Here is a 23,722-nt window from a genome sequence, read left to right as displayed (position 1 = left end):
TCGCTGATCTTGTGACGGGGCGGGTGGTGTCAGTGGCGGCTGTGATCATGAGCCAGGTGTACTTCACGGAGTTTCGGGGTGTTGTTCCCTCATCTGGCCGGTGTTGTGGTCGAGGTGGTCGAGCGGTCGTTGTCCGGTGTGGTCTCGATGCATGCGCGTGCTCGGTCGTCGGGCGGGGTGTGTCCGCACTGCGGTAGCGCGTCGGGCCGGGTGCACGGACGGTACGTACGGCGGCTCGCGGACGCGGCGGCCAGCGGCGCCGGGGTGGTGATCGAGTTGCTGGTGCGGCGGTTCAAGTGCCTGAACCCCGGGTGCCGGGCGGTGACGTTCGCTGAGCAGATCGCGGGGCTGACCAGCCCGCATGCCCGCTATACGCCGCTGCTGCGCGGCCAGTTGACCTCGATCGCTCTCGCGCTGGCCGGCCGCGCGGGGGCCCGCCTGGCCGGGGTATTGGGCTTGGACGTCGCCAAGGACACTCTGTTACGTCTGGTCCGTGCGGTGCCGGAAGAGCCTGTCGGAGAGATCCGTGTGCTCGGTGTCGACGATTTCGCGCTCCGCAGGGGTGCGACGTACGCCACGATCTTGGTGGACCTGGAGACCCGGCGCCCGGTCGACGTGCTGCCCGGCCGTGAGGCCGAGCCACTGGCCGCATGGCTGAGCAACCACCCGGAAATAGAGATCGTGTGCCGGGACAGGGCCGGAGCGTATGCCGAGGGCACCCGCAGCGGCGCCCCGCAGGCGGTCCAGGTCGCAGACGCCTGGCATTTGTGGCACAACCTCGGCGAGGCGGTGGAGAAGACCGTATCCGCCCACCACGCCTGCGCCCGGGCCGCGTTCGAGAACACCGTACCGGCCAAGCCGCCGCCCAGCGACGACATCTGGCAGACGCCGCCCCCGGTTGACGCGATGCTCGATGTCTGCGGACGCGAACGCCGTCTGGTGACCCGGACCAGGGAACGCTACACCGCAGTGCGGGAACTCCTGGACGGCGGCAGCACGCTGGAGGGGATCTGCCGGACACTGCGGCTGAGCCGCAAAACCGTGCGCCGCTTCGCCCGGGCCACCAGCATCGACGAACTGCTGGTCAAGGCGACAAACCGGTCCACCCTCCTGGACGAGCACACGCCCTACCTCCACCAGCGATGGAACGAGGGCTGTCGCGACAGTGCCCAGCTCCACCAGGAAATCGTCGCCCGGGGGTTCACCGGAAGCATCCAGACCGTCCGCCGCTACCTCCGCCCGTTCAAGACCTCCACCACCGCGCCGCCAGTGCCCCGTCCAGCTCCGCGGCCCCGCCGCATCGTCCGCTGGATCATGACCGCCCCCGGAAACCTGGCAGCCGTGGACGCCGCCGACCTCAAAGAGATCCGGGCCGACTGCCCCGAACTCGACGCCGTCACCGACCATGTCCGCGACTTCGCCGCCATGATGAGCGACTTGCGCGGCGACCAGCTGCCAGCCTGGATGGAACGCGTCCTCGCCGACAACCTGCCCGCCCTGCACTCCCTGGTCAACGGCCTGCGCCGGGACCAGGACGCCGTCACCGCCGGCCTGTCCACCCCCTGGAGCTCAGGCCAGGTCGAAGGCCAGGTCACACGAGTGAAATTCCTCAAAAGGCAAGGATACGGACGAGCCAACCTCGACTTCCTCCGCAAGCGGGTGCTCCTCACACCCTGACCCACCCCGTCACAAGATCAGCGACAGAGCCGAATTACGTGATCGTCCACAGCGGTATACCGGTGCTCCGATATCTCATTGCGGTGCATCGCTCCGCGAGACAATAATGGCCGCTATGGAGCGGCCGAGGCAGACCATCGAGTGCGGAGACTTCACCCTGCGGCGCTGGAGGGGACAGAGCGACTTCGATCCGGCGTTCAAGCTGATCGAGGAGTCTCTGGACCACCTGCGACCGTGGATGCCGTGGGTCGCCCGTCACAGCGAGGAGAGCACTCGCAACTTCCTCGCGATGTCCGACTCGAAGTGGGAAAGCGGTGACGCGTACAACTACGCCATCACCAGGGGCGGCACGCTGATCGGCATGTGCTCGACCTACCGCGGCGCCGAACCGCAGGGCCGGATCATGGGGTACTGGCTGCACCCCGACGCCACCGGCCAGGGCATCGCCACAAGAGCGGCGGCGGCGATGGTGACCGAGGCATTCGCCCTGCCGGACGTGGAGTACCTGGAAATCACGCACGACCTGGCCAACATCTCCAGCGGCGCCATACCGCCCCGGCTGGGCTTCACCGAAGTCCGACGTGAGCAGGTAACACCGCCCGCAGCCCCCTCAGACAGCGGGACCGACGTGGTCTGGCGGTTGAACCGCCCACAGCGTCACTGAACGGCGCTGTCCGCCCCTGAATACCTGAAACCGACCGAGCTCATCTCCAGTCGCTTCAGCACCAACGAGACGACTTCTAAGGCCGAGGGCAGCTCAGCCCCGGGAGCACCACTGGCATCGCGCCTACCGTGCACCTGACCTTTCATAACTCCCGACGGCCAGGGACAAGCGCAACGCAGCCCGGATCCGCTCGGCTGCCTGCCACCAGCCGCGGGACTCCCCCCCGATCGTCCTGCCGCGCTCCCAGTACGGGCCGTCAGCTCGAGCGTCGGGATGGCGGGTTCCAGTGTGCCGCGCATGAGTACGTCTTGCGACGCTGTCCACAACGTCGAGGGCAGCCGTTCGGACCCGGTCCCACAGCAGTCGGTCATCGGGGTGAGACGAGAGAGCGTGTCGGATCAGCAGCGCGCGCGAGGAACCCCCTTGGTCTTCAAGTTCAGGGCTGAGATCGAGCGCGTTGTACGCCGAGCGGCGCAGCGTGCCGGTTACGCCTTCTTCCTGCGGAGCGGCAAGCGGCACGAACATCGCATCGGTGAACGACAATTCCAGCCGCACGATCCGCTTGTGTAGGGCCGCCGCGATCACGAAGGACACCAGGGGTCGGTCCAGGCCGACGGACAGGGCGGTCTCCTCCTCGGAGAACTTGAAGAGTTGGCCCTGGCGGGACTGCTCTAGCGCCTCCACATGAAGGCCGATCAGCAGGTCCGCCCAGACCAGGCAGCATTCCACACGGCCTGGGGCGACGTCTCCGCCGTCGGAGACTCAGGGGGTGTCATGGGGGCAACCTCTCTCGCGTCCAGGACGTGGACAAGGCGTCGTCCACGGGCTGGTCCAGCCTATGAAGCCGCCCACGAAGGCGGAGAAGGAACAGGAAGATCCAGCGGGCGACCTGTGCGGCCGGTGCCGGTCCGCCGGCATCGGCGCCCGCCGCGTTCAGCCGCCCACCTTCGGCTCGGGGGACGCCCCGTCGTGATCAGACGCCCGGACGAAGCTGGCGATGTCCGGCAACTCTGGCTGGTATCCGTCCGAAGTGTCGACGGTCAGGGTGGGAACGTCCAAGGAGATCGGCACGAAGGATGCGAGGGAGTGCTCTCCGGCGGCGATGGCTTCGAGCAGGTCCTGGTCGCCGTGGGCGGCTCGGTGTGCGTTGTCTTTGGCGCGCTGGACGATGCGGTCGTGGGCGACGTCGGCCGCGGTGGTGCAGCGGATGACATGGAGGTGTGCGAGGCCGGTGAGCGGCTCCAGGTTCGGCCGCCAGAGCCGGTCCTGGAAGGCGGCTTCGGCGACCACCGTGACTCCGGCCTGCAGGAGCACCTTCAGCACGCCGAAGAAGGCGTCGAGGATCGGGTAGTTGAGGGGGTCGTCGCCGCCGCTCTGATAGCCCGGATGGGACATGACCATGCCCTGCTTGATCTCGTCGCGGATGATCGCGGGACATCCGAGCGCGCCGGCGAGCTCGTGCGCGAGAGTGGTCTTGCCCGTTCCGGGACCGCCGCTCACGACCACCAGGGTCGGCGTACTCATCGCGTGTTCTCACAGGTCAGCATGGAGTTCCCCTTCGTGGCGTCGTCCCATGAGGACGGGGACGGATCGGGCACGGCGTTCTTCGCGAGCCGGAGGGCGATGAATCCGGGCTCGCGGGACAGTTTGGCGTATTCGCGGGGGTGGTGTTGGGCCATTGCCGGGGTGGGTCGGTGTTCCATCAGGCGTTCGATGATGAACCCTGCCTCGGTGATCTCTCCTACCCATCGTTCCAGGGGCCGGCGCCAGTAGCGGTGCAGCATCCCGCCGGTCCAGGTCTCTTCGACATGGCGGGCGTCGAAGTAGCTGCCGCCGTCGGCGAGCCAGTCGGCAGTCGGGTGGCTGGTGGACAACACGAGGCGCCCCTCGGGACGCAGGATCCGGTGGAGCTCGCGCAGAGCGGTGACGCGGTCGCGGACATAGTGGATGACCAGGGTGGCGAGGACGAGGTCCACTGCCTCGTCGGGAATCCAGTCGAGCGGGTCGTCGAGGTCGTGCTGACGCACGTCGATGCCGGAGCCGAGACGAGTACGGGCGTGGCGGACCATGTCCGCGCTCTGGTCGAACCCGCTCACCTGGGCGCCGTGTGCGATCAGCTCGGCCAGGTAGAGGCCTGGCCCGCAGCCGGCGTCCAGGACGCGCTGGTCGCGCACGTCGCCGAGGAGGCTGAGGATGGTGGGCCGGTCGTAGTGGGCGTTGTAGGCGCTGTCGGCCGCTTCGGCGGCGAAGGTGTCCGCGAAGCCGTCGTAGGCCGCCGGGCGGTCATCCGGCCGCATGGGCCGCCTCCAGGAGCGGTCCGCCGGATGCGCCGGTGGTGTGCAGAAGGCTGTCGAGAAGCGCGGGGGCAGGCCGAGCGGCCGCTATGAAGCCGGGGTGGAGACCGCGCACCGCGTGCTCGTAGATGTGCGCCGGGATCGGTCGGCCGTGCCGGATGCGGGCGTCGAGCCGGGCGTCGAAGCGCCGGAACCAGTCCCGGTAGGTACGCACGAGCGGATCGGAGGACGGCCACGTCTCGTACAGACAGGCGCGGGCCCGGGTGAAGGGGGTGGGGCTGGCCAGGTACGCCGAGGAGACGGCGCTGGGGTGCGGAACCTGGTGGTAGACGGAGGTGATCTCGCCAAGGAAGGCGAACCGGTACCCGAGGGTGTGGCGGAGTGCCAGCCACAGGGCCCAGTCCTCGCAGTGGTTCATCTGCTCGTCGAACCGCACGGTCGTGGCCGCGAAGTTGCGGGCGACGACGGATCCGGTGTGGATGTAGTTGGCGGCCAGGAGGAACGCGTCGTCGAAGGGGTAGTCCTTGCGCGGGAGGTCGTGCGGGGTGCGGGGGACGGCCTCGATCCAGCGGGAGCTGACGAGCGCTCCGCCGTACACCACGTCGGCGTGCCCGGCCTCCAGGGCGCGGTGGGCTGTGGCCAGGTGCTCGGGGAGGTACACGTCGTCATCGTCGAGGAAGGCGACGTACTCGCCGCGGGCGGCGGCCAGAGCGGTGTTGCGGGCGTGGCTGACGCCGCGTCGCGGGTCGGTGTCGATCAGGGTGATGGGCAGATGGTTCTTCCAGCTGTCGACGACCGTTCGTACCGGTGGGCCGCCGTCGCGGACGACGATGACCTCGAAGTCGCGGAACGTCTGGCGCGCCAGGCTGCGCAGGGCCCGGTGCAGTGGCCCGGGGCGGTCGGCGGTGGGGATGATCACGCTGATCACAGGGTGCTCCGAAGGGTGAGCGGGAGATCTTTGCGCAGTTCGCACCGCACCCGGGAGCAGGCCATGTCCCGGGCCGCGCTGTCGCCGTCGCCCAGGAGCGCGGCGGTGGCGGCCGGGACGGGGGCCATGCGGTAGAACTCGGCGCGGGAGGTGCGTGCGGTGGGCGACTTCAGCGTGCTGATGCGCACGGCCCAGGTGGTGCGGCCGTCGCGGGTGATCTCGATGCCGCGCCCGCCCTGGGCGTCGCTGATCAGGATGGTGCCGCCGGGCAGTTCCTCGCAGCCGCCGGCCATCGCGCAGAACAGGCTCTGGGGCGGGTTCGCCGTGTACTGCCAGACGACCTGGTCGGTGGTCGGGTCGATCTCCAGGAGGCGGGAGCGTCCGTGGGCCTGGCCGTTGTCGAAGACGAGCACGGTGCCATCGGGTCGGGCGGAGGGCTGGTGCTGGCCGGACAGCTCACCCGGCCCCCAGAACCAGCGCACAGCGTGTGCGGTCAGGTCCAGCACCGCGATCAGGTCGAGGTTGCGCAGGGAGACCAGGACGTCGCCCTCGCCCCACAGGCCCTTCGGGTGGGCGCGGAGGATCTCGACGGTGTTGGCGTGCAGGACGTCGCAGGGCGAACCCGGCAGATCCCGCAGCAGCCGCGAGACCTTGCGTCCGCGCCGGCCGTCCAGGCGGTATGCGGCGGGGTCGGGCGGGTCGGCCTCGGCGGCGCGGCGGTCGGCTTCATTGCTGATCAGGGTGTTCAGGGCCGGGTGGGTGGTGAGGAGGGCGTAGAGCGAGTGCGTGGCGCGGATGTCGCCGTGGCTGCTGAGGATGGTGATGGTGTTGTCCAGCAGGACGCGGGGGCCGCCCGGCCCAGGGAAGGTGCGGGGTTCTTCGGTGAGGACGTAGATATCGCCGCTGGGGTGGATGTCGAGGTCGTGGTGGACGGGCAGCTCGGCCCGCCATTCGAGGCTGGAGTCCGGGCGGAGCTTGAGCAACGCATGCAGCGGCACCGTGGCGTAGAGGCTGCCGTCCGGGCCGAGTTCGACGTGGTTCCAGCCGCGCAGGTAGGTCGGCGGTTCGGTCTCCGGCGCGGGCTGGTCGATCGCGCTGGACCAGGCGTGGGTGACGTGGCCGCGGCGGTCGATCAGGCAGGCGAAGGGCTGGGGGTAGGAGGCCGACGGGGAGAGCAGGAAGTACGTGTCTGACTCCCCGATCCTGTCGACGTGGGGCGCTTGTGCCACTTACTGACTCCTTGTCCGCTTGCGGGGCGCGTGCCGGACGGCGTCGGGCACGGTGCTGCTGGTGGTGTGGGAGGCGGTGCTACTGGCCGCGGGGGTCGTTGAACTCCAGGCGGATCGCGTCCTCGAGTTGGCGGGCAACTTGGTCGGCGACCCGCTCGCCCAGGTGGGCGCTGGCCTGCTCGGCGGTGTAGACGATGCCCGTCTCGGTCGTGGCCTCCGGCGGCAGCGGGTAGACGTGGTAGCGCATCCGGCGCGGCTGGCTGGCGGCCCCGGTCTCGCCAGCGAGTTTGTCGGGCTGGACGGCGCCGGGGGCGATGTGCATGACCAGGCTGGACTCGACCATGGCCGCGTGGTGGTCGTCCCGGCGGGCGACGCCGGTCTCGGTGGCGAGGTCATCGCGGAACTGCTCGCCGACGACGTCCCACCAGGCCACGATCACGACGCGGGCGTCCGGAACACGCTCGGTGAGCATGCGGGCCGCCTCGCACAGGAAGCCGGTGTTGTCGATGGCGGAGTTGACGACGACGAATCTGCGTACGCCGTGGTCGGCGAGCGAGGTGAGGACGTCACCGACGAGGTTCATGAACGTGGTGCCGGACACGCTTATGACGCCAGGGAAGGTGCCGCCGAGGCGGTAGGGCTCGGTCGCGATCCCGTAGCCGATGGACGGGGTGATGAAGCCGCCGATGTCGTGGGCGAGACGGGCGGCGAAGTGCTCGCTGATCATCGTGTCCGAGGCGAGCGGCAGGTGCGGGCCGTGCGGCTCCACCGCGCCGATGGGCACGATGGCGTAGTCGGTGTGCGCTCGGCGCTGGAAGTCGGGCCAGGTCATGTCGCCCAGCAGCATCAAAGCCTCCGTGGGTGGTGTCGGGTGGGCGGTCACGCGTTCGTCCAGCCGAGGCTGGGCACGTCCCGGGGGCGCAGGGGCGCGGCGAGTTGCAGGTTGAGGAAGTCCTCCTTGTTGCAGCAGCCGCTTGCCGCCTCGCACGGCGCCCAGGGCTCGGGCCGCAGCGGCACTTCGAAGCCGGTGTCGAGGATGCTGCCGAGCAGGGCGCGCTCGAGGGCCGCGTAGCGCGAGCACCGGTAGACCTGGCCGTGGATGTCGATGAACAGGTAGTCGTGCCCGGCCCGGCAGGCCCGCCCCAGGGGCGCGGACAGCGCGGTCAGGGCGGCCTGGGTGAGCGCGGCGTCTCCGCCGCACTCGGTCACTGTGCTCAGCACGTCCCCGTCGCGCATGGCCGGCACCGCGCGGGCCGGGTCGCCGGTGTGGTCGAAGGACTCCGACGGGGCGGTGGGGTCGTAGCCGAGGTCGACGTTGAAGCGCAGGCCGGCCGCCGCGGCAGCAGCGCGGGCGCGCTGGATGCCGGTGGTGTCGTGGCTGTCGAACAGCAGCGCGTTGACGACGACGAAGCAGCCGTACTCCTCCTGTGCGAGCACAGCGCCCTCGATGAACTTCTCCAACGGGAGCTGGCCCTCGTGCCAGGTCAGCCACAACGACAGCTTGCCCAGGTTCGTCTGGGGCGCCATCCGTGGCAGCCGCTGCTTGAGCAGGGAGCCGTTGGACAGCAGCTCCACGTACCGCACGCCGGGCTGCTGGGTGAGCCAGCCGGCCTTCTGGAGGAAGAACGGCGAGGCAAAGGGCTCGCCCAGGCTGCCCAGGCGCACCTCGACCGGGCGGGGCGTGGAGGCGATCCAGTCCACGACGGCGGCGAAGGTGTTCCGGTCGGCGGGGTTCTTCCAGTCGTACCGGTTGCTCTTGGCCCACTCCCCGGTGGACACGCAGTACGGGCACTTCAGGTTGCACAGCCGCTGCCCGGCGACGTACCAGATCTTGAGCGGATCCTGCAGCATGATCCCTCCCTATCCGAAGGTCGCGATCGGCCTAAAGTCCCGGCCGGGGAAGTCGAGCGTCTGGTTGTGGCAGCGCCGGCACACGAAGTCCTCCGGCGCATCGGTCACGCCGAACACGCGCCGGCGCAGGCTCACCGCGGCGTCGCTGGTCATGAGCTCGTCGATGGAGCCGTCGCGGATGCTGCCGAACACCTCGCGCTGGTAGTAGTCGTTGCAGCACAGGAACAGGTCCCCGGCGACGCTGATATTGGCGTGCTGGACGGGCCAGCCGCAGCCGGTCAGCCGTCCTTCGATCCGCACGTCCTGCGCGTACGCACCGCCCACGTCGCCGGCCCGGTCGCAGGTCAGGCTGGGGAAGACTTCGACGCCCAGCGGCTGGTAGCGGCGGGTGATGCCGTTCAGGTTGCGGGCCAGGTCCTCGCCGGTGCCGTTGACGACGATCTGGACGCGCAGCTCGGCGTCGATGGCCGCCTTGAGGTTGCGCACCGTGTGCGGGTAACTGCGTGACCCGGTGAGCCGGGCGAACTCGGCCGGGTCTGTGCTGGGCATGTTGACGATCAGGTGCCGCAGGACGCCGTACCGCTGCAGCGCGGCGATCTTGTCCTGGGTCAGTGCCGAGGCGTTGCTGTAGAGGGCTAGCTGCATGTCGTGCTCGGCCAGCACCTTCACGCGATCGGTGAAGTGCCTGTCCAACGTTGGCTCGTTGAAGAACTGGAACGTGACGTAGTCGATCGTCCCGACGGCTTTCAGCTTGCCGATGATCTCCTCGAACAGGTCCATCGGCATGGTCCGGCGCGGCTTCGGATCGGTGGCCACGGGGCAGAACGGGCAGCCCCAGTTGCAGTGAGCGGTGACCTCGATCTCCCCGGACACCAGCCGGTAGGCCCGGCATAACTCCTCCGGTGCCTGCAGCCAGTCCTGCGCCACCGCCGCGGCGACCCTGCCGGCCCCGAAGTGTGCCGCGAGTTCGTCCACGGCCCGGGGCTCACCCGCGCAGGCTCGGAGCAGTTCGAGGACCTGGGTGTCGGTCTGCCAGACGATCTGCCGGTCCAGACCGACGATCCCGAACGCCGCGCCGGCCGACGGCGGCTCGCCCTGGGGGTAGGCGGGACCGAAGGTGTCAGTCAGGTAGACGACCGGCGGATCAGCGCCCGGGGTAACGCGGGTGAGGTAGGGCGAGGTCTGGAGCAGGTCCGTCGCCGAGGTGCTCGCGGAGCGGAGCATCAGGGCCTCCTTCGATCGGTGGCGCGGGATGGGCGGGCATGTTCAGGGCTCGGGTGTGGTGCCCGCCCAGGAGACAGAGGGGTCCTCCCGGGCGGGCAGGAGCTCGTGACCGCGGGGGTCAGCCGGACGCCGTCGGCCGGCCCGCCGGGCCGGGCGGTGAGCCGTGCAGCAGCGTGCCGAGCGGCACGTTGCTCGTGGGATCGGACAGCGCCCGCACCGCGGTCTCCAGCCGGGTGGGGTCCGCACCCAGGTGCGTCACAGCAGCCTGGGCGAGCGCACTCGCCAGACGGCTCTGCAGGAACGCCTCGTGGCGGTTCAGGCGACCGCGATGGCCAGGGCCTCCAGGGAGGCGATCGTCTTGCGCCGGGCGGTCTGCTTGGGCCCGCTGCCGTAGGTCATCCACACCACCAGCTCGCGGGCCCTCTCGTCGTACTCGACCCGGAAGGGCAGCTGCTGCGCGGGGGTGTCAGGCACGCTCTTCTCCTTCGCCGCAGGGCAGGCGGCAGACGATCTGCTTGCCGACCGGCGTCGTACACACCCACCAGCCGGGAGCGAGGAGGTCCACCAGGCCCAGCCCCCGCCCGTCTTCGGCATCCGCGTCGTCGAGCGCGACCAGGCGGCGACGGGGCAGCCGGTCCGGCTCGGGATCGTGCACTTTGACCGACACGCCGCTGACCCCGGCGTCCACCTCGACCACCACGGGCACGTGGGCCCCGCAGGCCCGCACCGCGTTCCCGGTCAGCTCGGACGCCACCAACTGGGCCGACTCGGCAACCTCCTCGCCTATCCCCGCCCCGACCACCGTCTTGAACACCTCCTGCCGCATCTCGAACAGATGCTCCTGACTCGCGCTCATGTACAAGGTGAACCCGGCGTCCCGGCGCACCAGGTAGAAGCCGCAGGACGCCTGCGGCGATACGGGCGGCAGGCCCGTCAGGACTTCGGCTGCGTGCAACCGAACTCCCTGAATGATCCTCGGCCGCATCTGGCGGGCCGTCTGCTGCTGGGCCATATCATGCCCCCCGGCCGGGAAGCTGGAAGAAGCCCGCCGGCGTCCGGCGCAGTGCCGTCACCTGCGGCGGGAGCGAGGGCCGGAACATGTCCAGCCCGTCCGCCGACGGCGGCTCCGTCCCGTACACGCCCGGTCTGGCGCCCGGGTCCCGCTGCGGCGGGCTCACCGGCCCGCCGACGCGGCCACCACCGGCACCACGCCCGCCACCGTGACCGTGACCATCAGCGCCTGAAACACCCACTGCCTCCACCCCCACCCCTGCCCGTCCATCCAGACGGCCGCCTTGGCCGCCCGGGCCCGTAACTTCACGCCTGCGTCTCCGGCCGGGCCAGCAGTACCAGCGCGCACCTCTCGCCCAGGTCGCGGATCTCCCGCTCGTACTCGTCGGGCTCGGCGCTGATGTCACACATCGCCCGCACGACCAGGCCTTCCGCGTATCCCCCCATCACCAAGCGGCGCGCTTCCAGGTAGCCCGGCCGCCGGCACGGGTCCAGCGGGCCCGTCGCGTCGGCGACCTCCCGCACCATCTGGTGGCCTTCCCGCTCGGCGTACCGGCGCGCGGACGCCAGCGCCACCACCGGGGACTCCCCCGGGGCGACGAGCGCGTACGCCACCAGGCGCCGTGAGACCTCCCCGAGCCGCACCCGGGCCGTCGCCTCCGCGTTGAAGTCCTCACGGAGCTCCCCGAGGACCTGCTCACGCTGCCGCACCAGGTCCTCGGCTGCCGGCTGCTCCTGGGGCCGTTCGCGCTCTGTGCGGCGCGTGGGCCGGGACCTGCTGATCGTTTCCATCGATGCCCTCTCCGTTCGGTCGGGGGCGGTGTGGGGCCGGGAGACGGCGGAGTCAAGGACTCACATCCCGGCCCCACACCCAGGGGGGCCGCCGCGGAGCAGCCGACATCTACGTTGCTCCTCATCCAAGTTGAATTTCAATCCGGATCCACGAACGATTGCGCCTTGAATGCGAAGTGGTATATGACAGACCCGAACCGCCGCCAACTCGCCGCGAACCGCGGAGTGTTCGAGGGAAACCGAGAGCGTTCACAGCGCACCCGGCGCCCCGGAGACGAACCGGCACGATGCGGCGGCGAACCGAACGGGGGGTGACCAGGTGGCAGCGAACGTTGGCAAGACGTTCCTCCGGATCGTGCTGGGACAGGAACTCACACGCCTACGGGACCAAGCCGGACTGACGCTCGCGCAGGCCGCGAAAGACGCCGGCTGCGCGACGTCGACCGTGCACAATGTCGAGAGTGGAACCAGCGGCTTCCGGCGCGTAGAGCAGCTCGCCGCGCTCCTGGGCGCCTACAAGCTGAACAAGGCGGACCAGGCAATGCTCATGGCCTGGCACCGCCAGGCCAAAGGCGATGACTGGTGGACCACCAGCGTCGCCCACCTCCCCTCCGGCATGAACCTCTACCTCGCCATGGAGTCAGGGGCGAGCGCCGCGGAGTGGTGGTGCCACGGCGTCATCAACGGCCTGTTCCAGACCCAGGAGTACGCACACGAGCTGATCCTGTCCGCGAAGGCGGCCAACGACACGACGGACGAGTTCATCGAACAAGCCGTCGACGTCCGCATCAAACGGCAGAAGCGGATCACGGAAGAAGGGATGAAGCTCACCTGCATCATGGACGAGGCCGCGCTCACCAACATGGTCGGCAGCTCCGCACTAATGCGCCGGCAACTCCAGGGCCTCATCGAGCTCACCGACCTGCCCAACGTGATCATCCTGATCATCCCGAGACGGGCCCCCACCTATCGGGCCGTCGGGGGCGACTTCGGGATCTTCAGCTTCGACCCCGCGCAGCGTCTGGAGCCCGCGGTCGCCAGCGCAACGGTCGACGGCACCACGCGGGTCTCCTCGAAGGAGCGACAGACCAAGCAGTTCAAACGGCGCTTCGAAGTCCTGACCCAGGGCGCACTGCCCCGCTACGACACAGTCAAGTTCCTCGAACAACTCTCACGAGAGGTCTGATCAACATGAGCACCACCCCCAACGACGGCTGGTTCAAGTCCTCGTACAGCGGAGACCCCAACGGCAACTGCGTGGAAGCCCACCCGCAGCCCGGCGCGGTCCACATCCGCGACTCCAAGCGCGTGGGCGAGCCCCAGCACGACGTTCTCGGCTTCTCCACGAAGGCCTGGGCGGCGTTCACCGGCACGCTCTGACCACAAGGTCCGCGGAGGGCCGTACCGGACGAGTGCAGACCGATGTTGGACAACGGAGAGGCGGACTCGATGCCCCCTCGTTCCCACCGGCCGTGCCGCCGGCCCCCGCCGCGCACACCAACAGCTGCTGGTATCTGGCCGTGCCCTCCCCGCAGGCATCGGGGAGGACACGCCAGACGACCAGCCTGCCCCACGGCACCGACATCCAGCAGTCTCGGCCCGCACCGGCGCCCCGCAGGCCCGCAGCTCGACCGCACGGGATCATCCCCCGACTGGTCCCCGCCATGCACTGCTACACACGGGCCCCGGCCTCTCCTCCACGCGCCAGGCAGCCAGAACATCCGTCTCCAGGGATGCACTTGAGGGGCGGCCAGGAATCGTGCTCCGTATCCGGTGCAATCGACCGCTCGCGGTTTCGTGGACCGCATCAGCGATAGAGCCGATTGCTCGGCCAAGTAGCCCTAGAAACTAGAAGTTCCGCAGATCACTCTCACAGTCGCACCCCACCACAGAGCCTGAAGTCCCGTCGCGCGACGGGAGAGTCCGCAAAATCCCCGCTAGGGGATGTGAGCATGTCGCCTTCACCTCAGGCGACAGTCCGGGCAACTTCACGAACGGGTTGGAATCTCCAACATACCCATGGCACGCACAGGGGTTATCTCGACCAGCACGCGCTCAGGGTCTGGGGCGGGGCGGCGACCGTACCGATCCGCATATCGGTCGACAGCGTTCGAGACTTCATCGCCCGCGGTTCGAACTTCTGCAACACCTTCGATGGTCAGCCACCTTGGGCCCGCCACCTGCGATACCGCGACTCGCGCCTCGCCCGGGAGAGCGGCAAGGATGTTGGCAATTTTCACGCTGCCTTTTCGCGTGATGACACGCGCGACGCCCGCCTCATGGTCGTAGGTCACGCCAACAGGCACCACATGCGGAGTTCCATCGGGACGCAACGTGGTCAGCGTCGCCAAGTGGTATTCGGACCAGAAGCCCACGAAGGCTTCAGTTTCGGTGATCGCGGTAGCCATGGCGCCAGGTTAATTCACTTCTTCATTTACTTGGATGCGACCTATGTCACGCAAATCAAGATCACCAAGAGATGATTCCGATATGCCCGAAACGCACCACTCCGACAACTAGCACTCAGCGCGCCTCATTTCAGATTGATAACAGATCTACCCGCGAGTACTTTCCGCGAACCTGTCAACTATGCCACCGCATAACGGCAGGTCAGATGGTATCCATGGCAATGCATGCCGCGACGGGTGTTGATCGAATAGAAGATTTCGATCTTGAATTGCTTTTCACGCCCTATTGCCGCGTCCGAGACTGGTGATCAATCCGTCCCAGGGATGACGTACGGTTCGATCAAGCAGGCGGAATCGTTGGTTCAGCAGGGCCAGCCTTCACAACCCTTCCGCCCGCTAGGCCATGCGGGGGATGCGTCCCCTGCAGAGCCCCGAGCGTTAGCCCTGCGGAGTCGCCGGGCGAAGAGCGCTCGCACGGTGCAGGGGCGCAGTTAGACCGACCGCGAACCCCGCCCGTCAAGCAATAGGAGCAAAGCCGAGCCGCATCCCCACTGTTGTGGCATCCGCCTCGGATATCGAACATACGAACGATGGCGCCAGTGTCTTCGTCGCCTCCCACGGGGCGTGGCGGAGGGACACAGGCTGACGAGGGACCTATGTGGTGGCGAACCGGGGACACGCGTCCCCACAGCAACACCGAGCGCCGGGTACGTCCCTGGCCTCTCCGCCGACCGGGAGCCTTCACCCCTGCAGGGCGGGCGGACCGAGTGGCGGACCGGCAGCTACGTAGGCGTATACGCCTGGAGCTCCAAGAGCTGGGCGTCCAGCCGCCGCTGCGCATCGACGAGCTTCGGCTCGCGTTGGCGGCCCAGCGCGGTCGGCCCATTCTGATTCGACGCGCGCCGCTACCCATGCCGGGACCGGTGGGACTCTGGCTCGACCTCCCGGACGCCGACGTCATCGTCGTCCAGGAGCGCACGACCCAGCTCCACCAGGACCACATCATCCTGCACGAGCTATGCCACCTGAAGGCCGACGGGCCGCAGGGCCACCGCTGGGAAGACCTCGCGTCGGGAGTTGGAACGGAGGGCGGGCAGCGATGCTCGTACCTCGACAAGGAGGAGTGTCAGGTGGAGAAGGCCGCCACGATCATCATGGAGTGGGCGTCCGTCCTGGAGCAGGTCGGCCCTCCGCCGGCCACCGATCCGGCCGTGCGCAGCGTGAATCTGGCCCTGGGCGACCGGCAGGGGTGGCTGTGATGACGATCCTGTTCCTCCTCATCCTGGCTGCCGCCGTAGCGTGGAAGGTCTACCAGCTCACGAAGGCGCCCAGGGACGGCGCCCTGCGCTCCGTCACCCTGTGCCTCGTGTGTGCGGCCCTGTCCTATCCGGTAGCCATGCCGGGCGGCGCCAGCGGCGTGGACACGGTTGCCGGCCACGGCGCGGCCAAGCTCATACAGAACATCCTGTTGCTCGGCACGGTGTACTTCCTGATGTGCTTCTACCTCTATTCATCTGCCGACCGGGCAACGAGTAGGCGGCGAGCACGTCGCGAGGCCATCCTCGTGCTCGGCATCGCAGCCGTTCTCGTCGTCTCGGCCACGACGGTGCCGCACGAGGTGTTCGCCGGATCCTTCTCGTCGGCGGACATGACGATCACGCAGCTCGCCGCGTTCTACGGCGTCGCCGGCCTGTATCTGACCTACACCCTGGGTGCCGCTGGCATCTGGACGGTCCGCTACGCCCGGCTTTCGCCGCGCCCGCACTCCACCGGTCTCTGGATCACGGCGGTCGGGCTGCTGGCCATGGCCGCTGCCTGTGCGGTCCGGGCAGTCTTCGTGGCCACGCGTTGGCAGGGCGGCACCGTTCCGAAGGGCCTGATGGCCTCCGTCGCGATGCTGCTGGTCCTCTCCATCCTCCTCTTCGTCGTCGGCGTCTCCTACTCCGGCGCCCGCAGCCGCCTGTCGGCTCTGCGGGTGTGGCGGCAGCACCGCCGCGGATACCGCCGCCTCGAGCCCCTCTGGGGTCTGCTGTCCGACCGGTTCCCCGAGACCGTTCTCGCTTCTCGGCCGACGGTGCTCGAAGCATGGGGTGTGCGTGGCGTGCACCGTCTCTACCACCGCCGCGTGGTCGAGTGTCGGGACGGGCTGGTCCGCATCAGCCCGCTCATGGGCGACCTGACCACGGAGGAACTGCTGTCCATGGACACGGCCATCCTGGCCAACCGACTCCGTTCAGCAGCCGCCGCAGACGTGCACGCGCCCGAGGAGGCCCAGCCGGTCATTCCCCTGGCCGTACCCAAGATCGACACCGCGGGCGCTGACGCCGCCCACCTGATTGCCCTCTCCGACGCCCTCCGCGCCGCCTGACCACCCTTCACGGAAAGAGAACCCTGATGCTGATCACAGCTGGCCGCATCCTCACCGGAGACGCCGACGTAACCGACGGCGCCGTACTCGTACGGGACGGCATCATCACGGCCGTCGGCCCGCGCGCCGACATCGAAGCCCAGGCAGGCAGCGGCGAACCCCGCCAGGACTTCCCGGACTCCACCCTGCTGCCCGGCCTGATCGACGCCCACGTCCACCTTGTCTTCGACGCTGGCGCCGACCCCGTGGCCACCATGCAGGAAGCCAGCGACGAGGACCTGCTGGAGGGGATGCGCAAGCGTGCCGACCAGCTGCTGGCCACCGGCGTCACCACCGCCCGCGACCTCGGCGACCGAGGCGGCCTCGCGCTGCGCCTCGCCCAGGAAATCGCCGCCGGCTCCGCGACGGGCCCGCGCATCATCGGAGCCGGGGCCCCCGTCACTCCGCCGGGCGGACACTGCTGGTTCCTCGGGGGCGAGGTCTCCAATGCCGACGAGGCCCGCGCCCTCGTACGCCGCAACACGGCCGACGGCGCCAAGGTCGTCAAGGTCATGGCCGGCGGCGGCGGGCTCACCAAGGGCGGAGCACCCAGCTGGAAGAGCCAGTTCGGCGCGGAGGAGCTCACCGTCGTCGTCGAGGAGGCTCACCGGGCCGGCCTGAAGGTGGCCGCGCACGCGCACGGCACCGACGCCATCACCGACGCCGTGGCCGCCGGGGTCGACACCATCGAGCACTGCACGTGGATGACCGAGGACGGCTTCGATCTCCGCGAGGACGTCCTGGCGCAGATCGTCGAGAAGGGCATCTACGTCTGCCCGGCCGTCAGCCCGCACTGGCGGATGCTCCCCCGCTTCTTCGGCGAGGAGAAGGCCGCCGCCATGTTCGCACTCGTGCAGCGGATGGCCGAGTCCGGAGCCCGCCTGATCGCCGGCACCGACGCCGGTGTCCAGCGCGCCGGGTTCGACGGGATCGTCGGCGCCCTCGGCTTCTACGAGCACCTGGGGATCTCCCGAGACCGGATCCTGGCCATGGCCACCATCGAAGCGGCATCAGCCCTCGGCGTAGGCGACCAGACCGGCCGCATCGCCCCCGGCTACAGCGCCGACCTGCTCCTGGTCGACGGCAACCCGCTCGAAGACCTGTCCGCCCTGAGCGCGGTACGCGCCGTCTTCACCAACGGCCGCCAGCACCAGGCCGCGTAGACACCGGAACGACCAAGCGGGGCTTCGCCCGGCGCCGTCAGGCGCTGGGCAGGCCCCGCTCTTCGATTTCCGCGACGATGTTGTTGATCAGGGCCATGACCTCGGTGGGCAGCCCCTCGGGTCCCATCTGCCGGCCCTTCAGTCCGCGGATCTTGCCGGCCTGCACGTTCGCGAGCAGAGTCAGCCCCTCGGCGACCTGCCTCTTGACCACGTCGCGGCTCCGGAAGAAGAGGGCGCTGACGCCCAAGGCAGCCGACAACCCCTCCAGTACCGGTGGGGACGCCTCGGTCACCTCGCCGTTCCGCAGGTCCGCGACACCGGCCGCAGAGATCACCTGGGCGCCGACGTAGGCGTTCACCGCACGGGCGATCTCCGCATCCGAGGGTGGCACGCTGTCGTCGTCCGGGTTCTCCAGGAGATACCGCATCTTGTCGGCGAGGCTCGTGGGCACCTCGGGGTGGGGCTCGGGAACCTCTACTCCGAAGGACCGTTCCTGTGCTGCCATCAGCTGCTCGACGCTCACGCCGTACGCCTTGGCCAGCGGCTCGACGTAGACGCCCGAGAGCCGCCGCTTGGCCCGCTCCGCGTTCGCCACCGGCCCGGCAGACTTGGTGCCCAGGAGCCCCGGGACCTCGTTCTGGAAGAACCCGGCATCGGCCCGTAGGTCTGCCAGAGTGGGCAAACCATCACGCGGGAACATGCCATCGAGGGGCTGCCCCAGCGCACGGGCGAGAGCGGGAAGCCGCTCCGGATCCGGGTGACTGCTGCCCTTCTCCCACGCGGTCACGCTGGTCGCGTGGACTCCCACGGCGGTAGCCACGGCCTCCTGCGTCAGCTCGGCGGAGCGACGGAGCGCGCGTACACGCTGTCCATCGAAGATACGTGCCGGCATGCCCCTCCTCCCTTCCGCCCCGTCCCAGGTTCACTGTATTCAGGAAACCTAGTTTTAGCCACTTGTGCGGTTCGCCGAACGCAGATAACTTCGACTCGACGAACGGTACCGGCCGCCGACCAGGTCGCCTAGCCCTCGTGACTGTCTTGTCACCCGAGGGATCGGCACAGGTCAGGATGCATGTCGTGACCTGTGAGGAGTTCTAGAGCGAAGTCTAGGTATTCCAGCAGGTTCTACGTATGTTCGTCGTCGCCCGCCGGTCACCAGGCCCGGCGGAGGCCTCGGAGGGGGGACTGGATGCGCAGCGGATGGACCTTACGGACTGGCTGAGCCAGGAAACAGCGACGGCGCCCGAGAGCGGGAACTCTCAGACGCCGGACGCTTCTGGCAGCACGACCGCCCACGAATGAGCGGACAGCCACCCAACATCGCCGAACCGGACCTTCTCACGGGCACACCGGTACGGCGGGTCACACCAGAGGAGAGTGTCGCATGGCGACCGCCCCGCGCAAAAGACCGGAGCATACGGCCGACCCCGCAACCCGCGATCAGGGGGGTGTCGCCTGATGGCCCGCATCCGCACGATCAAGCCCGAGATGTTCTGGTCGGAGGACCTCGCTGCGTGCGACGTCACCGCGATGGTGACCTTCCAGGGACTGCTCACGCAGGCCGATGACAGCGGACGGTTCCTCGCCCACCCCGCGATCATCGCCGGACTCGTGTGGCCGCTGCGTATCGAGCACACTCCTGCCCATGTGGCCAGGGACCTCGACCAACTGGCCGCCGTCGGCATCATCTGCCGCTACACCGGGTGCGACGACAAGGACTACTTGCACGTCGTGAAGTGGGAGAAGCACCAGAAGATCGACCGGCCCTCCGCGTCGCGCATGCCGCGGTGCCCCGTACACCAGGCTCAGCGCATGTGCAGCGAGTGCGGTAGCGCGGCCTGCCCCGCCTCCCCCGCCCCCGCCAAGGCGTCGGCGCCGACCACCGCAGCCAGGCTTGCCGGTAGCGCCTCGAAGGATTCGACGAATACTCGTCGAGTACTCGATCAGCCGGTTTCGCCCGATTCCGCGCCGGCGCCGAAGCCGGACCCCGCACCCGTCGGCTTCGGTACGGCCCCGCGATCCTCTCCGAAGGCCCTCCAGGAACCACTTTCCGACCTGCCTGGAGAAACCGCAGGTCAGAAGGCATTCGATGAGGGCTCGACACAAATGCGCGAGGGCTCGTCGTCTGGATCTAGGATCTTGGATCCTGGATCAGTACCTACGGGGCGCGAGGCGCCAGCGTCTGGCAGCGTCTCGGAGAAGGTGTCCGCCAAGGACCTGGTGGCCGAGTACGTGAAGGGCTGCAGGCAGAAGCCTCCGAGCGACACGCGTGGGCTGCTGGGCCGGAAGATCAAGATGCTCCTCGACGAGGACTTCGCGCCCAGCGACATCCGCGCCGCCATGGATCTGCTGCGGGACAAGGGCCTGCATCCGAGCGTCCTGCCCAGCCTGGTGAACCAGGTCGTCAACGCCTCACCGCAGCACGCAGGCGGTCCGCCGTCCTCCGCCTCCGGCGCGGGGCCATGGGCCAGCACTGGATCTGCCTACACGCCCTACTTCAACCCGGCGCCCGCGCCCACCACGTTCGGAGGAAGCCTGTGACCCGCGCCCGTCTCGCCGACCCGCAGCCCGCCGTCTCCGACCGCCTGCAGGCCCGCCTCGCCGCCCGCCTCGCCGCCCGCGGCATCAACCCGGCCGCCCCGGTCCTGGCGGACACTCCGGAGCCAATCCCGGCCCTGGAGGCAGCCCAGCGGCGCATCCCGTACGACTACCGGGACGCGTTCGCCGACCATCCGGCGGTCATGGCCTGGGTGCGGACCATCGCCGAGGCGGCGACCGCGCCGCACACCGATGACCACAACCCCCAATGGGGCAGCGGCGGGCGCCGGGTGATCGCCCGCGGGCCCTCGCTCCTGCTGTGGGGCAACACCGGAGCGGGCAAGACCCGCCAGGCGTACGGGGCGATCCGCTCGCTCACCGCCGCCGGGTGCGCGGTCCGCTGGCACGCCATCAAGGCCGTCGACCTCTTCGGGCAGATGCGCCAGCGCAGCGGCGTGGACGTCGAGTGGCTGCTGCGCGATATCGCCCGGGTGCCGCTGCTGCTCCTGGACGACCTCGGCGCCGGCAAGTCCAGCGAGTGGAACGAGGAGATCACCTTCCGGCTGCTGGCCTGGCGCGGTGAGCACCACCTCCCGACGCTGGTCACCACCAACCTGGCACCGGTGCGCACCGAAGGCATGGACTCGCGCCAGCCGGTGCTGCGCGACAAGGTGGGCGACCGGATCCTCTCCCGGCTGTCCGGGATGTGCACCGGGGTCGAGTTCGACGGCCCGGACCGCCGCTTCCTGCGCGACTGACCGGCCCTCCCTTCCCTCTCCCCTTCGGGGCGGCCCCGTCGCCGCTCCCCCTGCCCTGCCTCGCCGCCGGGACGCACCCACACCGCCTTACCGCCGGTGTGCCGCGCTGCCCGCCCCGCCGGCCCATGAGGCGTACCCGGAGAAACATCCCCATGCGCTACATCACCGCCAACGTCCCTCCCACCGGCCTCCACGGCGTCGCCGATATCAGCTGGCACGCCCGGGCCGCCTGCAACGGGGTCGACCCGTCCACCGCGGACGAGCTGTACTTCCACACGCCCAACGATGACTACGCCATCGCGGAGGCGAAGGAGATCTGCAGCTGGTGCCCGGTCCGCCGCGAATGCTTCAACTACGCGCTGGACAACGAGGTCAAGGAGGGCGTCTGGGGCGGCCTGACCGAGTCCGAGCGCCTGACCTGGCACGACCAGGTCGAGAACCGGCTGGACTACAGCCGGGTGAAGGCGGTGATCGAGGGCCGGGACGTCCAGCTGAGCCGACTGGAGCGCAGGACCCTCACCCGCTACGCAAGCGCCCAGGGCTGGAGCCCGACCCGCCTGGCCCACACCCTCCAAATCGGTGTCGAGTGGGCCCGTGACCTGCTCCGGGTGGAGGCCCGCGCCATCGAGAACCGCGACAACCACAACCTCGCCTCGGATCCCAATCCGGTCGAGACCGCCCGGCAGGCTGCCCTCGACGGGCAGCAGCCGCCGCTCTCCGGCCAGGCTCAGGACGGTGACGGACCCGAACGCGACCGCAGCATTCCCCGTAAGGACAGGCGAGGCAAGGTCGTGGCGCGGAAGTCGAGGCCGGTGGCTCGTCACGTGCAGACCCAGGCCCTGATCAACAATCTCCGGGAGGCGGTATGAGCACCCCGGGAACGGGCCCCAGGGCCACGGGGAGCACTGCGTCCGCCGAGCGGTTCACGCTCGCCGCCGCCGGAGCCGTCATCGCGGCGCTCACCGCCGCCGCGTTCTGGCTGTCCTACGCGCACCTGGCCGAGGTCGCCGGGCAGCACGGCCTGGCCAAGTCGCCCGCGCGGCAGTGGGCCTGGCCGGGCACCTTGGATGCCTTCATCGTCATCGGCGAACTGCTGATGCTGCGGGCGGGGCTGCGCAAGGTCACCGACTGGTGGGCTGTGGCCCTCACCGCCATCGGATCGGTCGGCTCGATTGCGCTCAACGTCGCCGGCGTCGGAGGGGCCGGCACCGACCCGGTCCCCGTGCTGGACTACGTGGTCGCCGCCGTCCCTCCCACCGCTGCCCTGTTGGCCTTCGGGGTGCTGATGCGTCAGATTCACCAGCACGTCGCCGCGCCCGCCGGCCCAGCTCCGCTCTCCACGGAAGGCGTCCCCGTGGGCGAGATGGCCGTCCGGACAACCAGTGGGGACCGGCCCTCCGCGCAGTCAGGGGACGGCAACGGGACCGTGGTCCCCGCCTGCGGGGACCACCATGCGGGAGCAGGTCCGCTCGGGGACCGGGCGAGCACGGTTCCCGAGCGGACATACGGTCCCCAACCGGTCCCCGACCCGCCGGTCCCCACCGGCACCGACATACCGACGACATCGGGGACCGTCCCCGCCCTGGGGACCGGGGACCGCCACAACGGGGACCGTCCCAACACGGTCCCCGCGCCGATTCCCGGTCCCCACACGGTCCCCAACCCGCCCGGGGACCGTCCCGAGGGGACCGACGGTCCCGAACACGGGGACCGTCCCAAGGGGACCGACGGTCCCCAGCACGGGGACCGTCCGGGGACCGCCACTCCTTCGGGGACCGGCAACGAGTCCCGCACGGTCCCCAACTCGGTCCCCCACATCAAGGCCACCAGCGGGGACCGGGCGGGGCATGCGCCCGCAATGGTGCGGAACAACGGCGTCAGCGGGGACCGTCCCCGACACGACCGCACCTCCTCGGTCCCTGGGACCGGGGACCGTCAGGGGACGGTCCCCGGGACCGAGACGGACGGTCCCCGTCCCCACCCCGCACCGGACAGGGACCAGGACAACGCCGGGGACCGTGACGGGGACCGGGGCAGCACCGACCCCGAGGACCCGCCGGCGAACCCGCGCCGGGGACCGGTCCCCAAACCGAAGCGGGGGACGGGGAACCGTATTCCGGAGCGGTCCCGCACCGGACGGGGACCGCGGCCTGGTCCCCGCTTCACCGAGGACGAGATCGTCGACCGGCTGCGTCCCCACGTGCGGAGCGCACTTGAACGGGACGGCAACGAGTCGGTCACCCGAGTGCAGCTGCGCGCGATCATGCGGGCCCAGCAGATCCCCATCCGCAACGACCGCCTCACGCCAGTCCTCGCCCGACTGCGCGATGACCACACCAAGACGAGGAGCCCCCGATGAGGACCTGCCCCCGCTTCACCCGCATCCGCGCCGACTTCGAGCGGGACATCCGCTACCTCGGCAACCACGCCACCCGCCACCCGGGCACCGCTCCGGCGAAGACCAGCGCCCGAACCGCGCTCGGCACCAAGCAGCGCATGGCCGAAGCCCTCACACGGCACTACGCGCACTGCCCCGAATGCGGATGACCCACCCGTAACGGCAGACGGATCGCCACCTGAGGCGCTCCACAGGGCGGCCCGGGCTCCTTGCCGGGCCCCCTGCCGTTCCGGGCAGCAGGCTCCCGAACGCCCCCGCCACACTCCCGACCGCACCAGCATCACGAGGACCCGGACCCGATGACGAACCCCCCGAACAGCGCAACCACCGCCCCAGATCAGCCGGACGACAACTCGGTCTGGCGGCGAGCAAGCTGGTGC

The 23,722-nt window shown here is 69.5% G+C and carries 26 protein-coding genes and 1 pseudogene; 12 read left to right on the top strand and 15 right to left on the bottom strand.

Going from position 1 to position 23,722, the window contains the following annotated elements:
• Nucleotides 1–78: 78 nt before the first annotated feature.
• Nucleotides 79–1,677 carry an ISL3 family transposase gene (locus ACLLJJ_RS28275; protein ID WP_434588078.1) on the top strand — a complete coding sequence of 533 codons (1,599 nt, stop codon included), beginning with the start codon at nt 79–81 and terminating at the stop codon, nt 1,675–1,677.
• Between the two features lie 115 nt (nt 1,678–1,792).
• Nucleotides 1,793–2,341: a GNAT family N-acetyltransferase gene (locus tag ACLLJJ_RS28270; protein ID WP_267839007.1), complete on the top strand. Its 549-nt coding sequence runs from the start codon at nt 1,793–1,795 to the stop codon at nt 2,339–2,341.
• Nucleotides 2,342–2,464: 123 nt separating this feature from the next.
• Here ACLLJJ_RS28270 and ACLLJJ_RS28265 read toward each other — a convergent pair whose 3' ends face one another.
• The 13 genes from ACLLJJ_RS28265 to ACLLJJ_RS28205 form a co-directional block, all read right to left on the bottom strand.
• On the bottom strand, nt 2,465–3,070 hold the full coding sequence (locus ACLLJJ_RS28265) for a hypothetical protein (RefSeq protein ID WP_434596573.1): 606 nt from the start codon (nt 3,068–3,070) through the stop codon (nt 2,465–2,467).
• A 204-nt stretch (nt 3,071–3,274) separates the two neighbouring features.
• On the bottom strand, nt 3,275–3,865 hold the full coding sequence (locus tag ACLLJJ_RS28260; RefSeq protein WP_434596572.1) for an AAA family ATPase: 591 nt from the start codon (nt 3,863–3,865) through the stop codon (nt 3,275–3,277).
• Complete coding sequence (locus ACLLJJ_RS28255; protein WP_434596571.1) at nt 3,862–4,638, bottom strand: class I SAM-dependent methyltransferase; 777 nt, start codon at nt 4,636–4,638, stop codon at nt 3,862–3,864. The genes ACLLJJ_RS28260 and ACLLJJ_RS28255 overlap by 4 nt, the downstream gene beginning before the upstream one ends.
• Nucleotides 4,625–5,563: a glycosyltransferase family 2 protein gene (locus ACLLJJ_RS28250; protein ID WP_267838887.1), complete on the bottom strand. Its 939-nt coding sequence runs from the start codon at nt 5,561–5,563 to the stop codon at nt 4,625–4,627. Before ACLLJJ_RS28250 ends, ACLLJJ_RS28255 begins: the two co-directional genes overlap by 14 nt.
• Nucleotides 5,560–6,792 carry an arylsulfotransferase family protein gene (locus ACLLJJ_RS28245; protein WP_434596569.1) on the bottom strand — a complete coding sequence of 411 codons (1,233 nt, stop codon included), beginning with the start codon at nt 6,790–6,792 and terminating at the stop codon, nt 5,560–5,562. Before ACLLJJ_RS28245 ends, ACLLJJ_RS28250 begins: the two co-directional genes overlap by 4 nt.
• A gap of 79 nt (nt 6,793–6,871) precedes the next feature.
• Entirely contained in the window at nt 6,872–7,675 is an 804-nt protein-coding gene (locus tag ACLLJJ_RS28240; protein WP_434596567.1) for a creatininase family protein, read from the bottom strand.
• Nucleotides 7,672–8,643: a hypothetical protein gene (locus tag ACLLJJ_RS28235; RefSeq protein WP_267838891.1), complete on the bottom strand. Its 972-nt coding sequence runs from the start codon at nt 8,641–8,643 to the stop codon at nt 7,672–7,674. Before ACLLJJ_RS28235 ends, ACLLJJ_RS28240 begins: the two co-directional genes overlap by 4 nt.
• 9 nt (nt 8,644–8,652) lie before the next feature.
• Nucleotides 8,653–9,867: a radical SAM/SPASM domain-containing protein gene (locus ACLLJJ_RS28230; RefSeq protein ID WP_434596564.1), complete on the bottom strand. Its 1,215-nt coding sequence runs from the start codon at nt 9,865–9,867 to the stop codon at nt 8,653–8,655.
• A 118-nt stretch (nt 9,868–9,985) separates the two neighbouring features.
• Entirely contained in the window at nt 9,986–10,126 is a 141-nt protein-coding gene (locus tag ACLLJJ_RS28225; protein WP_267838893.1) for a hypothetical protein, read from the bottom strand.
• Between the two features lie 56 nt (nt 10,127–10,182).
• On the bottom strand, nt 10,183–10,341 hold the full coding sequence (locus ACLLJJ_RS28220) for a hypothetical protein (RefSeq protein ID WP_267838894.1): 159 nt from the start codon (nt 10,339–10,341) through the stop codon (nt 10,183–10,185).
• Entirely contained in the window at nt 10,334–10,822 is a 489-nt protein-coding gene (locus ACLLJJ_RS28215) for an ATP-binding protein (RefSeq protein WP_267838895.1), read from the bottom strand. Before ACLLJJ_RS28215 ends, ACLLJJ_RS28220 begins: the two co-directional genes overlap by 8 nt.
• 219 nt (nt 10,823–11,041) lie before the next feature.
• A complete protein-coding gene (locus ACLLJJ_RS28210; protein WP_267838896.1) occupies nt 11,042–11,188 on the bottom strand; it encodes a hypothetical protein in 147 nt (48 codons plus the stop codon).
• Nucleotides 11,185–11,670: a hypothetical protein gene (locus tag ACLLJJ_RS28205; protein WP_267838897.1), complete on the bottom strand. Its 486-nt coding sequence runs from the start codon at nt 11,668–11,670 to the stop codon at nt 11,185–11,187. Before ACLLJJ_RS28205 ends, ACLLJJ_RS28210 begins: the two co-directional genes overlap by 4 nt.
• Nucleotides 11,671–11,989: 319 nt before the next feature.
• Here ACLLJJ_RS28205 and ACLLJJ_RS28200 point away from each other — a divergent pair, with 319 nt between their 5' ends.
• Both ACLLJJ_RS28200 and ACLLJJ_RS28195 read left to right on the top strand, forming a co-directional pair.
• Nucleotides 11,990–12,856: a helix-turn-helix domain-containing protein gene (locus ACLLJJ_RS28200; protein ID WP_267838898.1), complete on the top strand. Its 867-nt coding sequence runs from the start codon at nt 11,990–11,992 to the stop codon at nt 12,854–12,856.
• Between the two features lie 5 nt (nt 12,857–12,861).
• Nucleotides 12,862–13,050 carry a DUF397 domain-containing protein gene (locus tag ACLLJJ_RS28195; RefSeq protein ID WP_267838899.1) on the top strand — a complete coding sequence of 63 codons (189 nt, stop codon included), beginning with the start codon at nt 12,862–12,864 and terminating at the stop codon, nt 13,048–13,050.
• Between the two features lie 608 nt (nt 13,051–13,658).
• Here ACLLJJ_RS28195 and ACLLJJ_RS28190 read toward each other — a convergent pair.
• Nucleotides 13,659–14,078, bottom strand: a complete 420-nt coding sequence (locus tag ACLLJJ_RS28190) for a TIGR03618 family F420-dependent PPOX class oxidoreductase (RefSeq protein ID WP_267838900.1) — start codon at nt 14,076–14,078, stop codon at nt 13,659–13,661.
• Nucleotides 14,079–14,845: 767 nt separating this feature from the next.
• Between ACLLJJ_RS28190 and ACLLJJ_RS28185 the strand changes: the two genes are divergently transcribed.
• Genes ACLLJJ_RS28185 through ACLLJJ_RS28175 form a run of 3 tightly spaced genes read left to right on the top strand, consistent with a single transcriptional unit; the run spans nt 14,846 to nt 17,648 of the window.
• Nucleotides 14,846–15,337, top strand: a complete 492-nt coding sequence (locus tag ACLLJJ_RS28185; RefSeq protein WP_434596560.1) for a hypothetical protein — start codon at nt 14,846–14,848, stop codon at nt 15,335–15,337.
• Complete coding sequence (locus ACLLJJ_RS28180) at nt 15,337–16,446, top strand: MAB_1171c family putative transporter (RefSeq protein ID WP_434596557.1); 1,110 nt, start codon at nt 15,337–15,339, stop codon at nt 16,444–16,446. The genes ACLLJJ_RS28185 and ACLLJJ_RS28180 overlap by 1 nt, the downstream gene beginning before the upstream one ends.
• A 26-nt stretch (nt 16,447–16,472) precedes the next feature.
• A complete protein-coding gene (locus ACLLJJ_RS28175) occupies nt 16,473–17,648 on the top strand; it encodes an amidohydrolase family protein (protein ID WP_267838903.1) in 1,176 nt (391 codons plus the stop codon).
• Between the two features lie 37 nt (nt 17,649–17,685).
• Here the strand turns inward: ACLLJJ_RS28175 and ACLLJJ_RS28170 are convergent, their stop codons facing one another.
• A complete protein-coding gene (locus tag ACLLJJ_RS28170) occupies nt 17,686–18,540 on the bottom strand; it encodes a helix-turn-helix domain-containing protein (RefSeq protein ID WP_267838904.1) in 855 nt (284 codons plus the stop codon).
• A gap of 566 nt (nt 18,541–19,106) precedes the next feature.
• Here ACLLJJ_RS28170 and ACLLJJ_RS28165 point away from each other — a divergent pair.
• The 5 genes and pseudogenes from ACLLJJ_RS28165 (at nt 19,107) to ACLLJJ_RS28145 (ending at nt 23,491) form a co-directional block, all read left to right on the top strand.
• The gene (locus ACLLJJ_RS28165) at nt 19,107–20,189 is read left to right on the top strand and encodes a hypothetical protein (RefSeq protein WP_267838905.1); all 1,083 of its coding nucleotides are present in this window, start codon (nt 19,107–19,109) and stop codon (nt 20,187–20,189) included.
• Entirely contained in the window at nt 20,186–20,944 is a 759-nt protein-coding gene (locus tag ACLLJJ_RS28160; protein ID WP_267838906.1) for an ATP-binding protein, read from the top strand. Before ACLLJJ_RS28165 ends, ACLLJJ_RS28160 begins: the two co-directional genes overlap by 4 nt.
• A gap of 152 nt (nt 20,945–21,096) precedes the next feature.
• The gene (locus ACLLJJ_RS28155) at nt 21,097–21,813 is read left to right on the top strand and encodes a WhiB family transcriptional regulator (RefSeq protein ID WP_269285796.1); all 717 of its coding nucleotides are present in this window, start codon (nt 21,097–21,099) and stop codon (nt 21,811–21,813) included.
• Nucleotides 21,810–22,271: pseudogene (locus tag ACLLJJ_RS28150) on the top strand (DUF2637 domain-containing protein); the annotation flags it as partial. The gene ACLLJJ_RS28155 and the pseudogene ACLLJJ_RS28150, both read left to right, overlap by 4 nt.
• 1,028 nt (nt 22,272–23,299) lie before the next feature.
• A complete protein-coding gene (locus ACLLJJ_RS28145) occupies nt 23,300–23,491 on the top strand; it encodes a hypothetical protein (RefSeq protein WP_267838907.1) in 192 nt (63 codons plus the stop codon).
• Nucleotides 23,492–23,722 lie beyond the last annotated feature (231 nt).

Source organism: Streptomyces sp. A5-4, assembly GCF_051131715.1.
GTDB lineage: Bacteria > Actinomycetota > Actinomycetes > Streptomycetales > Streptomycetaceae > Streptomyces.
This window is presented reverse-complemented; position numbering and strand designations above follow the sequence as displayed.

Excerpts from the sequence above, each read along its gene's own strand:
- ACLLJJ_RS28270 (WP_267839007.1), top strand. The coding sequence starts at position 1,793 with ATGGAGCGGCCGAGGCAGACCATCGAGTGCGGAGACTTCACCCTGCGG.
- ACLLJJ_RS28260 (WP_434596572.1), bottom strand. The coding sequence starts at position 3,865 with ATGAGTACGCCGACCCTGGTGGTCGTGAGCGGCGGTCCCGGAACGGGC.
- ACLLJJ_RS28255 (WP_434596571.1), bottom strand. The coding sequence starts at position 4,638 with ATGCGGCCGGATGACCGCCCGGCGGCCTACGACGGCTTCGCGGACACC.
- ACLLJJ_RS28235 (WP_267838891.1), bottom strand. The coding sequence starts at position 8,643 with ATGCTGCAGGATCCGCTCAAGATCTGGTACGTCGCCGGGCAGCGGCTG.
- ACLLJJ_RS28230 (WP_434596564.1), bottom strand. The coding sequence starts at position 9,867 with ATGCTCCGCTCCGCGAGCACCTCGGCGACGGACCTGCTCCAGACCTCG.
- ACLLJJ_RS28205 (WP_267838897.1), bottom strand. The coding sequence starts at position 11,670 with ATGGAAACGATCAGCAGGTCCCGGCCCACGCGCCGCACAGAGCGCGAA.
- ACLLJJ_RS28195 (WP_267838899.1), top strand. The coding sequence starts at position 12,862 with ATGAGCACCACCCCCAACGACGGCTGGTTCAAGTCCTCGTACAGCGGA.
- ACLLJJ_RS28190 (WP_267838900.1), bottom strand. The coding sequence starts at position 14,078 with ATGGCTACCGCGATCACCGAAACTGAAGCCTTCGTGGGCTTCTGGTCC.
- ACLLJJ_RS28180 (WP_434596557.1), top strand. The coding sequence starts at position 15,337 with ATGACGATCCTGTTCCTCCTCATCCTGGCTGCCGCCGTAGCGTGGAAG.
- ACLLJJ_RS28175 (WP_267838903.1), top strand. The coding sequence starts at position 16,473 with ATGCTGATCACAGCTGGCCGCATCCTCACCGGAGACGCCGACGTAACC.
- ACLLJJ_RS28170 (WP_267838904.1), bottom strand. The coding sequence starts at position 18,540 with ATGCCGGCACGTATCTTCGATGGACAGCGTGTACGCGCGCTCCGTCGC.
- ACLLJJ_RS28165 (WP_267838905.1), top strand. The coding sequence starts at position 19,107 with ATGGCCCGCATCCGCACGATCAAGCCCGAGATGTTCTGGTCGGAGGAC.
- ACLLJJ_RS28155 (WP_269285796.1), top strand. The coding sequence starts at position 21,097 with ATGCGCTACATCACCGCCAACGTCCCTCCCACCGGCCTCCACGGCGTC.
- ACLLJJ_RS28145 (WP_267838907.1), top strand. The coding sequence starts at position 23,300 with ATGAGGACCTGCCCCCGCTTCACCCGCATCCGCGCCGACTTCGAGCGG.